Raw genomic sequence first — 15,291 nt, 5'->3', positions numbered from 1 at the left:
TTTTGTGCTTGAAGATTTGTTATTTTCAGAATTAAATTCAAATTCTTTTGGATTATTCAAATCAAATTTAAAACTATTTACATTGAATTTTAAATTTCCAGTAGTTAAAAAATTATTTGGTTCTAAAGTAAAACCAGATACTGAAGATATTAATTACATGCAAGAAATTCATAGTTTTTTTGATTTAGCTAGTTTTATTTAATACCCATAACCAATAAAAAACATAGAAAATTTTATTACTTTTTCTTTTTAAAATTTTATTAAAATGTTAAAATTATGAAAAAAATATTGCGGGTGTATGTGATGAAATTTCTAGATTTAATTTTATTGCCAGAATCAGAAAAAACTACATTTTTTGGCCATGTTAGACAAATTTTCTAGAAACTTCATATGTTAGAAGTTCTAAAACAGAAAAAATATTAAGTAAAATTTCATTATTTAATGACAAGTTTTTTAATAAAACCTCTGCTTTTTAGTTAATATTCCCCAAAAAAAATTAAAAAATTAATAATTATAAGCCAAAAATTTATGCCTGTATAATAACAATTTCAGAATTATTCGCTTAAATTACTTTCCCTAGATTAATTAATACTATCTTAATCAGAATAATTGTGGAGAAAAAATGAACGTTTTCAAATTATTCAACTTAGCAAGAGCAAAATTCATACTAATATTTTTTATAATATTTATAAAAGAAGCAGGACTTTTAGTTCACATTTTTAGTTATAAATTTGTTATTGAATTTTTTTCCGAAGAAAAACCTACCCTTAATTTAGGTTTGACTTTGGTTATGCTTATAGCGCCACTTGGAATTTTTATCCTTTTTTCATTTCTAAAAGGTTGGATTTTCAGTCTTTTAGAAATGGATATCAGGAATAAATTAAGCGATATTATTATTAAAAAAATTCAAAACAGTTCCTATTTTGAATTGAAATTTAACAGAAATTCTATGATTTCTTGGTTTAATTATGATCTTAGACTTGCTTTAGAAATAATTGGCAACTTTTTAAACATAATAACTCCACTTATATCAATTTTTGGCGCAATCTCATTAATGATAATTTTGTCATTAAATTGAAGTTGAATTTTGATTTTATCAACCATGATTTTAAGTCTAGTTTTGCTATTGTTTCAACAAAAAATTAACAAGTTTGCATCAGGGGCTGTCATGAATCTATCAACAAATAGTGAAATTTTTTCACAGTATAATTTAGGGCTTCTTAATTCATTTAAATCATTTTATTTTCACAATAAAATAGAAAAATTTAAACAATTATTTTACACAAGTTATAAAAATTTTTCCGAAAAACAAATAAAAGAGTATAAAAAATTGACAAAACTAAATGTTTGATTAAGTGTTTTATTTAGTATTTCAGTAGCATTTATCATTATGGAACTATCAGTTTTAACATTTTATAATTTTTATAGTTTGACGGTTTTTCTATCACTACCTTTATATTCAAATCGATTGCATTCTGATATTGGAGGTATCGTTCTCGCATTATTTTCATTCAAACAATCATCATTTTTGTTTGACAAAATTGTTGGAGATAATAATTTGCCAGAACAAAAAATAATGATTGAAGAACCTATCAATAGTATTAAATTTCAAAATGTTAATTTTAAATTTGATGATAAAACTATTGTCGATAATTTCAATTTTATTTTCGAAAAAAATAAAAAATACTTGATTTCAGCGCCAAATGGTGCTGGTAAATCCACCCTAATTAAAATAATTTCCGGAGTTTATGACACTTACGAAGGCAAAATCTTAATAAATAATAACTATGAGCAGAAAGAATTGGACCAAAAATATCTAAGAGACCAAATTGGACTTATTGATAACCAAAATTTGATTTTTAATACAAGTATCAAAAACAACATTACTTTATTTGCAGAAAATCCTGATTATCAAAAGTTAAATTCAATTCTGGAATCGCTAGAAATTGACTTTGACCTTGAGACCCAAATTAGTTCTAATAATCTTTCAGAAGGTCAAAAACAAAAAATTGTTTTTGCACGCTTCCAATATTCTCCTATTAAATTTTGATTAATTGATGAAGCTTTTGACAATATTCAGAAAGATTATTCAAATATTTTAATAGGTCAATTGTTAAAAAATCCTGAATTAACTATTATTTTTGTTAGTCATCATATAAGTGATTTGCAAAAATTAGGCTTTGATGAAATAATAAACCTGGAGAAAAATAATCATGAAAAAAATATCTAAATTACATATTTTTAATATTTTTTATTCACTTTTTATATTTTGTCTTACTGGTCTTTCAGTAGTTACAAAAAGATTTTTATACCAGGCTTTATTAGACAATAATCAAGTTCAAATGTGAATTTGGTTAGGCTTAGATATGTTTGCAATTATAATTAGCTCTCTTTTATCTGTTATTTATAATTCACTTTTTACAAGAATTTTTGGACAAGCAAGTGCGGTAAAATTAATTAAAGAAAAATTGACTATATTTAACAATTTATCATATAAGCAATATGTTAAAAATACACCCGGAAACTATTTTTCATTGTTTTTTAACGAGGCTTTCACAAAGGGTGAAACACTTTTTATGTATTTCTTTTATATTATTTCTTTAATTTTTCCAATTATTGCGATTTTGACAACTATTTTTTATATAAATCCAATAATTGGGTCAATAGTTTTTGGTTTGACTTTGGTTTGAATTAGTTTTCCCGTTTTTTTTAGAAAATTTTTTAGTGAAAAAATTAGACAGCAACTAGATTCACTTGAAAATTTAAACAGCGAATTTAGCGAAAAATTAAACAAATTTGAGGCATTTTTATTTTTCGGCAAAATTCATTTACTAAACAAAATCCTAAAACCAACATCAAAAAACGCAAGTTTTATGCAAAGAAAATATACATTGTGGGATCAATTTAATGCAAATATAAATTTAACAATTCGCAAGTTATTTTTGATTTTAACGGATTTAGCAATCATTTTTTTAGGAATTTATTATCAAAATCCAGCATCAACAATTATTGCTTTGGTAACTATTAATAGTGCCAATCAGTTATTTATCAGTGATTTTAACACTTTTATTGTTCTGGTTGTTCAATATTTATCACTAAAAAAACAATTTAAAGATTCTAAATTAAATGAAAATAAGCCTAAAACAAGCTTGAATTTTGATGATTTTACAGAAAAAATTCATAAAATTAGTGTCAAAAACTTGAATTTTGACTATGAAAACAAAAGAGTGCTAGAAAATATTAATTTTGAAATTATAGGTGGAAAAAAATATTTGCTTCAAGGCGATAATGGTTCTGGAAAATCGACATTTTTAAAGATTTTAATGGGTATTGAGCGCGATTATAAAGGTGAGATTTTTTTCAATTCAACTAATTTAAAAACAATTTCTGATAAAAATATTATTCAAAATATAAGTTTTATCGATAATAGTCCGGCCTTAATTGAAGGCAATTTAGCTGAAAATATCAGTTTTTATTCAAAAACTGATCTTGAAAAAATCAATGAATTAATTAATTTAGTTAATTTAAATGACCTAAAACATAAAAATTTAATTAATTACCAAGAAAAAACAGATCTATCAGTTGGACAAAAACAGTTAATTAATTTTGCAAGTCATGTTTTTGAAACAAAAAAAATATTAATTATCGATGAAGGTAAATTAGTACATCAATTTCAGACTTATTCGGAAAAAGGTGTATCAAAATGAAACAATGCAAATTCACAATTGAAGACAAATTTAAATATATCAAAATTGCCGAATCTAAAGGCTTAAAAAACGCAATTTTGCATTTTGCTGAAGAATTTAGAGAAATTTACAAAGACAAATCTAAAAGTAAAAAAGCGGATAAAGAATGAATGCTGCATATATATGCTAATAATTTGATAAGAAATTGGCAAAAAAAGTTTTATAATAATGATATGAAAAGTTTGATAAGTGTTCGCGGGAAAATCAAATCACCGCGTAAACCAAAAAAGAAATATACAATTAACGATCTTTCTGAAAACGATCGTGAAGTTTATCAAGAAATAATGGAGAATGTTCTTAGAAGATACGGGATTGACCCCGCAATTGTTCTTGAGGAGCTCAAAAAACGAAAACAAGAACAAGAAAAAGATAAAAACAAAATCGAAAATTGCACTAGAATTTGTAGTGTTCTTAATATTAATCGCACTTCGATTTATGAGAAAATAAGGGTGAAAAAACCACCAAAGAAAATGATTTATGATGAAAAATTACTTGAGTGAATTCGTGAAAATTTCATATTAAATCGAAAGGTAAAAGGGCGTGACATCCTATATAATATTTACATAAATCAGGGAAATTATGTATCCACGTACGTGTTTCAAAAACACTACGAATTTTTAGGATTAAAATCACTAGCTTATAAAAAGCAAGGAAAACCAGCACCAAAAGAGAAAAAGTTTACGCGAATTTGGGCTGAAGATCTTATCAAAGGTGATTTTAGCTCAGAAAATTTTGGTGAAAAATGGTTTGCTGATATTAAATTTATCAAAATTAACAACGAATGATTTTACCTACACTCAATTATTGAAATAAAATCCAATTACTTACTCAATTTTTCGATTTCTAAAACTAGATTTTCAGAAGAAACTATAAACTTGGTAAAAGAAACAATCAAAAAGTATAATATTAAACCAAAATTTTTCCATTCGGATCATGGTGTGGAATATGCGAACTACAAATTTGCTAATTTTTTAAAGCAAAATGGTATCCAACAATCAATGTCACCAAAGGGAAATGCCCTTGCAAACCGTCCTATTGAATATTTTTATGCGGTTTTTCAACGAGAATTGATTAATATTGAGGGTCAAAATTTTGAAAATGTGGCTATTGCTTATCAAAAAATAAGTTCATTTATTGATTGGTATAACTATGAAAGACCTCAAAGTTGCTTATCATATAAAACTCCAAGCTATTATATGAGATAAATTATTTGTGAAAATTTTTTAAAATGAACATGCTAGAAGAAATTAACAAAAGTGGTGTAATCAAAATCATAGGTAAAAAACTAATTGTCTGAGATTTTTCTACTTATTTAATTATCGATGAAGGTTTTTCAAATCTTGACAAATCAAATATTAATAATCTTATAAATTGACTACTTGAGCAGGATGTAACCCTTTTGTTAGTTTTGCATAATTTAGACAAACATTTAATTGAAAAATTCGATTTTTGTCTAAAATTTTAAAAATGAGAGTGCGAAAAAAAGGAAAAATTTTCACCTTATCAAGCAAAAAAGAAACTTTTCGCCCATCAATTTTGGCAATATTAAGTATTTTGTGTTCTAATGTAAATCTTTTTTGATAAAATTTATCTAAAGGGCCAAAATATGAAAAAAGACCAAAAAAATTTATTCCCGTTTGAGTTAGAAGCTAAAAAAATTGCTAACAAATACACTGATTATAAAAAATTAAAAAAAGAAGATTTTCACAATGAAATTTCGCATATCTTTAAAACTTTTATTGAGGCACTTTTAAATGCTGAATTAAGCCATCATTTAGGTTATGAAAAAAGCAACCGAAGCAAAAAAGGTGTGCATAGACCAAATAAGCGAAACGGGTTTTCGCTCAAAACTGTGAATTATAATAGTAATAATATTCGTCTAAAAATACCAAGAGATCGAAATGGCACTTTTGAGAACAAATTCACCGGTAAATACGAAAGAAATTTAGGAGATATTGAAGAGCAAGTCTTTTCGCTTTTTTCATCAGGGATGTCATATGAAAATATTACTAACACAATAAAAAATATCTATAAAAATGAAATAAGTAGCGCCTGAATTTCTTCAATTACTGATAAATTATTGCCTGAAATTGAAAAGTGAAAATTGCAAAAAATTGACAATTCTTATCCAATTTTGTACATTGATGGCATGTTTTTTGATGTTAAAGAAAACGGTGTTTTTGTTAAAAAATCACTTTATCTTATTCTCGCAATTGATTGGCAGGACAATAAAAAAGTACTGGGATTTTGGATTAAAAATAGCGAACCAGCAAGTAATTGACTTGATGTTTTTAGCGAACTAAAAACTCGCGGACTGCAAGATGTTACAATAATTTCTTGCGATAATCTAAGCGGAATTAGTCAAGCAATTGAAGCGGTTTTCCCGGAAGCAGATGTTAAAATATGTTGTTCACCAAATTAGAAACTCGCTTTTAAAAGTTTCTAACAAGGTCAAAAAACAGTTTGCCTATGAAATAAAAAAGATTTATTAAGAATCTGCAATGCAAAATCTTGATTAATTTGCAAAAAAATGAGGCTAAAAACATCCTTTAATTATCAAATCTTGGTATGGAAATTTCGTTGAATTAACGACATTTTTTAAATATCCATATGAATTAAGGCAAGTAATTTATACGATAAATTCAATTGAATCAGTGAATAAATTAATTAGCAAAAATACAAAAATAAAATCCGGAATTCAAAGTGTGAATTACCTTTCAAAAATAACTTATTTAACGCTCCAAAACGCATCTAAAAAATGACAAATGCAGCTAAGAAATTGGCAGATATTAAAAAACAGTTAGAAATTATTTTCCCTAATCGATTAAATAATGCAAAATTAAATTAGATTTCTATCAGAAAAAAATCCATAAAATTTAAAACACAAAATTATGAACACTCCCAACTCGTTAGAATTCGAGATCAATACGACCTTTTGGTCAGGGTTCTTGTTTGTCGTTAAGTACTGAGTTGTAAAATTCCTTTGGTGTATTTGCGAAAGTTACAAATTCTAGGTCTTTATTTTTAAATTGATCTTCTCAATTTTTTAGTATTGCTTTTAAAATATTAGTAATTAAATTTCCAGACAAATTTAAGCGTTGAAGTATTTTAAAAAGTTCGATAATTTGGGTTTGGCGGGTAATTCTAAATTCGGCAATAACTCCATAAAAATAAGTGCTGCAAAATACTATTCTAATAGGTGTGCTTTGTAATTGTTGATAAGTAAGGTTGTAAGGTTTTAATACGATAACTTGTTTTTCAAATGCATACCATTGTTCATAAGCAACTTGATACATGTCTGTAGGTTTAAGATATAATCGCTCATTTATTTTAAATGTTTTCATTATTTAGTTAAGTCCTCCAAATTATGAAATTGTTCATTTTTACTAATTTATAGCTTAAATCTATAAAGGTAAAAAAGCAACATTAGCATTATTTTGTTTTATGCTAATAATAAATTGTATAATAAAAAAAAAAAAAAAAGTAAGTAATTTAGTATACGAATTTTAGACGCATTCGAAAAAAGGTGTGTCAAAATGAAACAATACAAATTCCAGTTGAATAGAAACTTAAATACATTAAAATTGCAAAACTAAGTATTAAAAATTGAATTTTACCTTTTTAAGAAGAATTTAGACAAATTTACAAAATAAATCAAAAAGTAAAAATGTGCATAAAGAATGAAATTTGCATATATATGGTAATAATTTGATAGCAAATTGGCAAAAAAAGTATTATAATAATGGTATGAAAAGTTCAATAAATACTGGTGGGAAAAACAAATCTCCACGCAAACCAAAAAAGAAATATACTATTAACGATCTTTCTGAAAGTGATCGTGTAATTTATCAAGAAATAGTGGAAAATGTTCTTAGAAGATCAGGGATTAAGCACGCAATTGTTGTTGAGGAGCTCAAAAAACGAAAACAAGAACAAGAAAAAGATAAAGATAAAATCGAAAATAGCACTAGAATTTCTAGTATTTTAAATGTTAATCGCAGTTCGATTTATGAAAAAATAAGGGTGAAAAAACCACCAAAGGAAATGATTTATGATGAAAAGTTACTTGAGTGAATTCGTAAAACTTTCATTTTAAATCGAAAAGCAATAGGGCGCGACGCCCTATATAATATTTACAAAAATGAGGGAAATTTTGTATCCACGTACGTATTTCACAAACACTACAAATTTTTAGGAATAAAATCATTAGCTTATAAAAGGAAGGGAAAAGGAACACCAAAAGAGTAAAAGTTTTGCGAATTTAGGTTGAAGATCATATAAAAAGTGAATTTAGCTCAGAAAATTTTGGTGAAAAATGGTTTGCTGATATTAAATTTATAAAAATTAAGGTTGAATCATAAAATATGAGACAAACTTTAATGAAATATAAAAAAATGTGCTAAATTTACTTTATAATTGTGTTTGAAAATAATTTTTTCGGAGTTTTAGCCCTTGATTTTATAAATTTTTTTAATAGTATAAAAATTTATAAAATTTATAAAATTTTTTTTATTTTTTTAGTATAATTAAATTATTATGAGTGTACTTACTATTTCGAAAAATTTTAAATTAACACATATTGAAAAACTAATAATTCGTTTCATAGAAACAAAACCACAAAAATTTGTGGAGCTAACAATTAACGAACTTGCTGCAATTTTATTTATTAGCGTCGGAACAATTACTCAATTAACTAAAAAACTTGGTTTTAATAACTTTAAAGAACTAAAAAAATTCGTAATTGAATGACTAAAAATTGATAAAGAAAACAATTTATATAATGAAAATGATGAAATTGAGAACATAAATCTTCTTTATGCTCACAGTATTGAAAAAACTTTGGCAATTTTAGATGTTGATCAAATTAATCGAATTGCTAATATGATGTTAAAAATGGATAAAATTATTGTTTTTGGTGCTGGTGCATCCGTAGTTGCTGCAACTGAATTTACAAATAATTTAAGAAATTTACACTTAAATGCTTTTAGGGCTAATTCAATCACTGATATTGCTGCCTGAGTTGATTCGCCTATGAATACTTGTTTATTTATTTTTTCAACTTCTATGACTTCAAAAAGTGCACTTGCGATTGCTAAACTATTAAAGCAACAACAAATTTATACTATTTTTATTACTTCTAATATTTCGCTCGAGCCGACTCAATATTCAGAAGTTGTTTATGTTGATAATTTAGAGCAAAATAATAGTCTTTTTTCAATTGGTGCAAAAATATCCCAACTTTTTGTGGCAGACTTATTAACTACAAAACTTCAAAGAGAACTAAATGTCAACCGTTCAGATTTATATACTGAATTTATGCGTGTTTGACATAGAAAAACTAAATTTGACTAATTTTTGTATGCTTTTCTTTGAATAATTGTTTTGCATTTTCAATGTCTTGATCTTTCAAGACATTGTTTTTTTGTGAATAAATAAGGCGAATCTGCTTGATAATTTCAAGAAAACCTGAATGCGTATTTGGCTGTTCAAAAAAATGGACTTTTCCGGCCGGGCTATCAAATTCTATATGAATAATGACCGGAAATTTTATATTTTCTTTTATATTAACAAAATAGCCAAGATAAATCCCTGGAGCAGGACAGATTAACCCTGAGTCTCAAGTAAAATTTCCTTCAGGGCTAATGGAGGTGCTAACTAAAAAATTTGAAGCCAAAAACTTATTTAAATTTTCAAAGTCACCAAATTCAAGGAAAAGTTTTAAATTTTTTGTTGAAATTTTTTTATTGTTTTCAGCTAAATGGTCAATAATTTTAGTTTTGGGGAAGAAATTTTGTAATTTCTTCGAATTTCAACTAGCGTTTTTGCCAAAACTAAAATTTTTGCCAACAACAAAAAATTTAGTGCCATAATTTAAAAAAATTTCAATAAATTCTTGGCCATCAAGTTCTTGCATTTGGGAATTAAAGTCAAAAATTAAGATATTTTGAACTCCAGAATTAGCCATCATTTGAATGCGGGCATCAAGATCAGTGAAATTTTTGCCTGTATTTTTTGGTAGTTTTGATGGATCTCTAATCAGCATTAAGATAACATTTTGCCCTAAAATTGTTGCATTTTTAAGAAGTTCAAGATGACCTAAATGAAATGATTCAAATCCACCCAGAACAAAAACAGGATCAGCAAAATCAAATTTTGAGCTTGGATAATAAAAGACTTTTGTCATTTTAATCAATTATGTTTAATTCTAATGCTTTAAGGTAAACACCAAAAGAATCAACAGGTGGGGCAATATCTTTTGCAGCTTCTTTTACCTCTGGAACTGTCGAGTTTTCCATTGCAACACCAAAGCCAACATTTTTTAGCATTTTAGTGTCATTTCGCGAATCACCAAAGGCAATAATTTCGTGAATTTCAACATTATGCATTTTTGCAAGAATTTCTAAGGTCTGCATTTTGTCAACGTTTTTTGCACCAATGAAAAAGCCTCAAGACCACCTCGAGCTGACACTAACATTTAGATTATTTTTTTCGGCAAATTCTTCAAATTTTAACTGTATTTCAGAAGTTGTGTCCTGATCATCAACAACTGTAAAAATGTGGAAATTATTCTTAAAATTACACATTTTTAACGGTTTCATTCGATCAAAATACGGACTTAAAAACTTTGAAGAATGCGCCGGAAAGTAGTTTGAGGTATAAATTCACTCAGAGTCCATAATTATGTAGCGAATTTTGTGTTGATCAAAAAACTCAACAATTTTTAAAAAATCACTGATTTTAATAGGATTTTCATAAATCATTTGCTTTTTTTTGAAATCAAAAATGAAAGCACCATTGGCTCCAATGAAGTAATCGACATTTTTTGTATTAATTAATTGCCCAATTGTCACAAAATCACGGCCAGTTACAAAAGTTGTGATAATATTTTTCTCTTTTAATTTTGAAAAAAGCAAGTCTATTTTTTCGGGAATTTCTTGACCACCATGGGGTACAATTGTATCATCAATATCTGTTGCAAAAATTTTAAATTTATTCATTATAAGCCTAAATTTTTATTAAGTTTTTAACTTTGTTACCAAAAATTTTTTTTGGTATAAGTTCATTATTAATTATTTTGCCAAAACCAACTAAATGTTCATTAAAAACAAGCTGAATAAATTCGTTGTCTTTGGTAAAATAATTAATTTTCTTTCCATTTAAAAGTTCAATAAGTTGATCTAAATTGACTAAAATTTGCGGAAAATCAAGGAAATTCTGTATTTTTAAAGGCAAATTAACAAATGAAAAATCAAAATTACCGATTTTAACACGCTCTAATTCGGATAAATATCCACCAGTTTTTAGCATTTTACCTAAATCATTAGCCAGTGAACGGATATAACAACCTTTTGAAACTTCTCAGAGTATTGTCGCTATCTGTTTTTTTTCATTAAATTCTAATAAAATGGTTTTAGATATTTTTATTTTAATAGGCGCTAATTCTATATCTTTACCATTTCGCGCATATTCATAAGCACGTTTTCCGCTAATTTTTTTACTTGAAAAAATCGGCGGGACCTGTAATTCTAGCTGTTCTAATTCTAGCAATTTGGACTCGAGCGCTGTTTTTGTTACTCGAGTTGGAGATTTACAGGCAAAAATTTCCCCATCTATATCAAAAGTTGTTGAATAAAAACCGAAACTGACTTGGGCAATGTAAGTTTTGTTTTTTTGATCTAAATAAGGCAATAATTTTGTATCATCATCAGTAGCGACTAATAACAAACCAGATGCAAAAGGATCAAGAGTTCCTGAGTGGCCTGCTTTTTTGATTGAGTTTATTTTTGCTCATTTTCTTAAAAAAGTCGCAGAACTAACATTTTTTGGCTTATAAAGGAATGTAACCATTATTATAAAAATAAAAAAATCAACTAAAAGTTGATCTTAAGCTGGTGCGCAAGAAGGGACTTGAACCCTTACGCCCGAAGGCACTAGAGCCTAAATCTAGCGTGTCTGCCATTTCACCACTTGCGCGCATAACTTAGAAACTCTATCTAAAAAGATGGTGCCACTTATAGGAATCGAACCTACGACCTTTCGCTTACAAGGCGACTGCTCTGCCTGCTGAGCTAAAGTGGCTAATGGTGGAAGATAAGGGACTTGAACCCCTGACCTTCGCCTTGTAAGGGCGTTGCTCTCCCAGCTGAGCTAATCTTCCAATCTTTGGTGACCCGTACGGGACTCGAACCCGTGAATCCATGGATGAAAACCATGTGTGTTAACCGCTTCACCAACGGGCCAATGGCGCCGATTGCGGGGATCGAACCTGCGACCAACTGGTTAACAGCCAGCTGCTCTACCGCTGAGCTAAATCGGCAAAATAAAACCAAAAGTAATTATACTATAAAATTTTATTTTAACAAGAAAATTTTTAATTTTTTTTCTTGTTAATGTTTATCATTGATTGCTTGGAAATTTATAACTTTACGATTCTTATAAAATCCACAAAATTGACAAACATGATGTTGTAATTGTTTATTAGAACAATTGCTGCAATTCACAAGGTTTGGCAATTTTAATGCTGAATGAGAATTTCGCTTATGTTTTCTTTGTTTGGAGGTTTTTCGTTTCGGAACTATAGCCATTTTTTTCCTTTAAAAATAGAAGAAATTATTTATAAAATTTATCTATTTCCTGACAAACCTTGTCAGTTCCAGTTACTCTGTAAGTAATTTTCTGGCGATTATTAATTATAACATAATCTTTTAATTTTATTGAAAAAATTTCTGGAATTTTTTTAATAACGTCTAAATAGGTGTCAGGAATATCGTTTTTATCTAAAGATAGCGTAATATCTCGATATTTAAGTTGCGAATTATCATATTGCTCGAACTTAACAAGTTTATTTTTCTGTTCAAGATCAATTTTCGAAACAATTATTTCAAGAAAATTGATATTTTGGTAGTCATATTTTTCACTTATTTGTCCAACTCAGCCAACTAAAGTATTATTTCAATAAATAAATTGAGACGCTGAAGGATTTAGAAATTCAGATTTGGCCGGCTTAAAACTAAAGTTATCACTATATAAAATTTTTAAATGATCTTTTAGAGTTTCAAGATTATAAACTGTCGAAGCCATGGCAAAAACTTGATGTTTCTCAGAGACACTACCTGTTTCATAAAGGCTAATATCAGTCATTTTTCGCTTAACATTATATTTTATAATTTTTGCTAGTTGTCAGGCGAGCGAATATCTAATTGTTGTGTGTTCTTGGGATGTATAAGTCGATAAGGTTTGAGTTTTTAGATTTAATGGGTTAAAATTTTCTGACTGAGAAATTAAAAGGAACGAATTAGCTTCAAAATAGCCTAAAGTTTTTAGCTGGATTGGCTTTGGATCAACAACAGAAATTGATCTCTCTACTTTAGCTAATTTTTTGTTTCCTAATTTTTCAAGCCCATAAAATCTAAGAAAATCAGCAGAATAATCGGCAAAAAATTCAATGTCAACACGATAAAACGGTGCTAAAAAACTCTGAGAATTAAAATTATAATAGATTTTCTGAAGAATTAGGTTAATTTTTTCAAAATCTTTTTGTTCAAGTTCAATTCCTAAAATATTTTGGACTTCTTCAAGTCCAAAATTAATGCTAGATCTTTGGTCAAAGTGATTTTTGTCAAAATTGATTGGTGCAGAAAAATTAATCCCGTGTTTTTCAAGGAAAAATTCTAGAAAAATAAAGCTTAAAAGTGTTGTTCCTTGACTGTAATTTTTTGCCAATTGTCTTGCTGAGGGACTGCTTAAATTAAAATTATGATTAATTTGCCTAATTTTTGCTGAGTCAAATTTAGGCATTATTAAATATAAATTTTGATCTTTTTCTATTGGTTTTTGGAATATTTCAGGAATTAGTATTAACTCATCATTGTTTCAAAATTGAAAAGTAGCAAATGAGTCTTGAATTTCCAGTAATTTTGTATCTTGATAAGTCAATTTAATTTGGTTTTGATTTTGATTTGTTTGTAAAAAATAAGATGGCTGACCTGTGTAAATTAAGACAAAATTAGCAAAATTTTGGTTTAAATCAGCAATTTTAACACCTGATTTTAAAAGTAAAAAAATATCTACTAAGCCAAGATTAGGAACTTTTTCAATCTTAATAGCAGCAACTTTTGACTCATTTTTTTCAGTAATAATTTCTAAATTTGACTTAATTTTGCCATCAAAATTTAGTTTGTCAAAGTCCAAATCCAATTTTGTGGCAAAAAAAGCAGCAAGTTCAATTGCTATTACTAAATAAGAATTTGCATCTGGCCTGTTTCATAAAAGTTTGATATCTAAAATTAGGTCAGATAATTCTAAAATTTCAAGCGGATTTTGTTTTAGATCAAAAATTGGATCAAAAACAAGCACTCCTTGGTCTAGTTCTGGACTTAAAAGTTTAGCACTAAAACCTAATTCACTAGCCGAAACTAGCATTCCTTCAGAAATGTGGCCGCGCAATTTTTTAGCTTCAAAAGTTATTATTCCATTTGTCGAACCAGGAACAAAAGCTAAAACTTGCTTGTCTTTTTGGACATTTTTTGCTGCAGTTTGAATTTGTCTTATTTTGTCGTCAAACTGAACTTGACAAATCGTTAAATTGTCAGCATTTTCATTTTTTTTAACTTCAAGAATATTTCCAAATTTTATGCCAGAAATTTCGTTTAGTTTTGAAATTTTATCAACTTCAAAACTAAGACTAATCAAAGCATCAATCACTTTTTCGTCGCTAATATGATCAATATTAGCTATTTTTTTTAATCTTCTTAATGAAAAAAGCATTTTTTTTACCTATCAAAATTGTTTTAAAAAACGTAAATCATTTTTATAAAATTCACGAATATCACTAATCCCGAATTTAATAGCAGCTAGTCTTTCAATCCCAATTCCAGCGGCAATTCCGTAAATATTTTTATCAGTAAATCCGGCATTTTTCATAACTTTTGGGTGCAAAAGTCCACATCCTAAAACCTCAATTCAACGCCCTTGATAAAAAATATCTACTTCAAAAGAGGGTTGCGTAAATGGGAAATATGATGGGCGAAAACGGGTTTCTAGTTTTGTTTCAAAGACAAATTCAAGCAAATCACTAAGCAATCCTTTAAGATGTGAGACAGTGTATTTTCCGGTTGCAACTAAATCTAATTGATTAAACTGATGAGAATGAGTTGCGTCTTCTTCGTCGTTTCGGAAAACTTTTCCAAAAGAAAAAAAAGCCCGTTCTTGATTAGGATATTTTGCTATTGCTTCAATTGAAACACCAGTTTTATGAGTGGCCAGTAAATTTTCGTTGTCAAAAACAAGACTTTGAGTTGGGTCAAAAGCAGGGTGAGATTTGTCAATATTTAGCCTTACAAAATTTTTCTCAAAAGTTGTCAGTTCATCAGATTTAATGTGTTCAAAACCGTAGATAGATAAAAAATCAGTAATTCTTTTAGTTAAAAGTGATATTAAATTAAGTGAGTTTGGCATGATCTAAGAATTTTATGTTTTAAAATATTAAAATAGAAAGAGATTTAAATTAAATAAGGTAAAATTATAGCATAACTTACTTAAACAA

Annotated in this window: 14 protein-coding genes, 5 tRNA genes and 1 pseudogene; 8 read left to right on the top strand and 12 right to left on the bottom strand. The window is 27.6% G+C overall.

Going from position 1 to position 15,291, the window contains the following annotated elements:
* The first annotated feature begins 4 nt into the window (after window positions 1–4).
* The 6 genes and pseudogenes from QJQ40_RS02610 (at window position 5) to QJQ40_RS03600 (ending at window position 6,594) form a co-directional block, all read left to right on the top strand.
* Window positions 5–202 carry a hypothetical protein gene (locus QJQ40_RS02610; protein WP_282861086.1) on the top strand — a complete coding sequence of 66 codons (198 nt, stop codon included), beginning with the start codon at window positions 5–7 and terminating at the stop codon, window positions 200–202.
* A 420-nt stretch (window positions 203–622) separates the two neighbouring features.
* Entirely contained in the window at window positions 623–2,230 is a 1,608-nt protein-coding gene (locus QJQ40_RS02605; protein WP_282861085.1) for an ABC transporter ATP-binding protein, read from the top strand.
* Window positions 2,214–3,773 carry an ABC transporter ATP-binding protein gene (locus tag QJQ40_RS02600; RefSeq protein WP_282861084.1) on the top strand — a complete coding sequence of 520 codons (1,560 nt, stop codon included), beginning with the start codon at window positions 2,214–2,216 and terminating at the stop codon, window positions 3,771–3,773. Before QJQ40_RS02605 ends, QJQ40_RS02600 begins: the two co-directional genes overlap by 17 nt.
* Window positions 3,704–4,951 carry an IS3 family transposase gene (locus QJQ40_RS02595; protein WP_282861083.1) on the top strand — a complete coding sequence of 416 codons (1,248 nt, stop codon included), beginning with the start codon at window positions 3,704–3,706 and terminating at the stop codon, window positions 4,949–4,951. The genes QJQ40_RS02600 and QJQ40_RS02595 overlap by 70 nt, the downstream gene beginning before the upstream one ends.
* A 23-nt stretch (window positions 4,952–4,974) precedes the next feature.
* Window positions 4,975–5,211 (top strand): hypothetical protein, encoded by a 237-nt coding sequence (locus QJQ40_RS02590; protein WP_282861082.1) that lies wholly within the window; start codon window positions 4,975–4,977, stop codon window positions 5,209–5,211.
* A 193-nt stretch (window positions 5,212–5,404) separates the two neighbouring features.
* A pseudogene (locus QJQ40_RS03600) lies at window positions 5,405–6,594 on the top strand (IS256 family transposase).
* 61 nt (window positions 6,595–6,655) lie between these two features.
* Here the strand turns inward: QJQ40_RS03600 and QJQ40_RS02575 are convergent.
* Window positions 6,656–7,042, bottom strand: a complete 387-nt coding sequence (locus QJQ40_RS02575) for a hypothetical protein (protein ID WP_282861080.1) — start codon at window positions 7,040–7,042, stop codon at window positions 6,656–6,658.
* A 451-nt stretch (window positions 7,043–7,493) separates the two neighbouring features.
* Between QJQ40_RS02575 and QJQ40_RS02570 the strand changes: the two genes are divergently transcribed.
* Together QJQ40_RS02570 and QJQ40_RS02565 are read left to right on the top strand one after the other, a co-directional pair.
* Window positions 7,494–7,994 carry a hypothetical protein gene (locus QJQ40_RS02570; RefSeq protein ID WP_282861079.1) on the top strand — a complete coding sequence of 167 codons (501 nt, stop codon included), beginning with the start codon at window positions 7,494–7,496 and terminating at the stop codon, window positions 7,992–7,994.
* Window positions 7,995–8,282: 288 nt separating this feature from the next.
* Window positions 8,283–9,098: a MurR/RpiR family transcriptional regulator gene (locus QJQ40_RS02565; protein ID WP_282861078.1), complete on the top strand. Its 816-nt coding sequence runs from the start codon at window positions 8,283–8,285 to the stop codon at window positions 9,096–9,098.
* On the opposite strand, the gene QJQ40_RS02560 is transcribed toward QJQ40_RS02565, so the two are convergent.
* The 11 genes from QJQ40_RS02560 to QJQ40_RS02510 form a co-directional block, all read right to left on the bottom strand.
* A complete protein-coding gene (locus QJQ40_RS02560; RefSeq protein WP_282861077.1) occupies window positions 9,085–9,930 on the bottom strand; it encodes an FAD synthase in 846 nt (281 codons plus the stop codon). The two genes, QJQ40_RS02565 and QJQ40_RS02560, sit on opposite strands and share 14 nt — an antisense overlap.
* A gap of 1 nt (window position 9,931) precedes the next feature.
* Window positions 9,932–10,744 (bottom strand): YcsE-related riboflavin metabolism phosphatase, encoded by an 813-nt coding sequence (locus tag QJQ40_RS02555; RefSeq protein WP_282861075.1) that lies wholly within the window; start codon window positions 10,742–10,744, stop codon window positions 9,932–9,934.
* Window positions 10,745–10,751: 7 nt separating this feature from the next.
* A complete protein-coding gene (gene truB / locus QJQ40_RS02550) occupies window positions 10,752–11,594 on the bottom strand; it encodes a tRNA pseudouridine(55) synthase TruB (RefSeq protein ID WP_282861074.1) in 843 nt (280 codons plus the stop codon).
* Window positions 11,595–11,636: 42 nt separating this feature from the next.
* A tRNA-Leu gene (locus tag QJQ40_RS02545) sits at window positions 11,637–11,720 on the bottom strand.
* Between the two features lie 29 nt (window positions 11,721–11,749).
* A tRNA-Thr gene (locus QJQ40_RS02540) sits at window positions 11,750–11,825 on the bottom strand.
* Between the two features lie 3 nt (window positions 11,826–11,828).
* Window positions 11,829–11,904, bottom strand: a tRNA-Val gene (locus tag QJQ40_RS02535).
* A gap of 6 nt (window positions 11,905–11,910) precedes the next feature.
* A tRNA-Glu gene (locus tag QJQ40_RS02530) sits at window positions 11,911–11,986 on the bottom strand.
* Between the two features lie 2 nt (window positions 11,987–11,988).
* A tRNA-Asn gene (locus tag QJQ40_RS02525) sits at window positions 11,989–12,063 on the bottom strand.
* Window positions 12,064–12,133: 70 nt separating this feature from the next.
* Window positions 12,134–12,331: a 50S ribosomal protein L32 gene (rpmF, locus tag QJQ40_RS02520; RefSeq protein WP_044283976.1), complete on the bottom strand. Its 198-nt coding sequence runs from the start codon at window positions 12,329–12,331 to the stop codon at window positions 12,134–12,136.
* 25 nt (window positions 12,332–12,356) lie between these two features.
* Window positions 12,357–14,513, bottom strand: a complete 2,157-nt coding sequence (locus QJQ40_RS02515) for a phenylalanine--tRNA ligase subunit beta (RefSeq protein ID WP_282861073.1) — start codon at window positions 14,511–14,513, stop codon at window positions 12,357–12,359.
* Window positions 14,514–14,522: 9 nt separating this feature from the next.
* Window positions 14,523–15,203: a hypothetical protein gene (locus QJQ40_RS02510; protein ID WP_282861072.1), complete on the bottom strand. Its 681-nt coding sequence runs from the start codon at window positions 15,201–15,203 to the stop codon at window positions 14,523–14,525.
* Between the last annotated feature and the right edge of the window lie 88 nt (window positions 15,204–15,291).

Source organism: Mesomycoplasma ovipneumoniae, from assembly GCF_030012565.1.
GTDB lineage: Bacteria > Bacillota_I > Bacilli_A > Mycoplasmatales > Metamycoplasmataceae > Mesomycoplasma > Mesomycoplasma ovipneumoniae_D.
The sequence above is the reverse complement of the archived record's forward strand: the minus strand, read 5'-3'. Positions and strand labels throughout refer to the sequence as shown.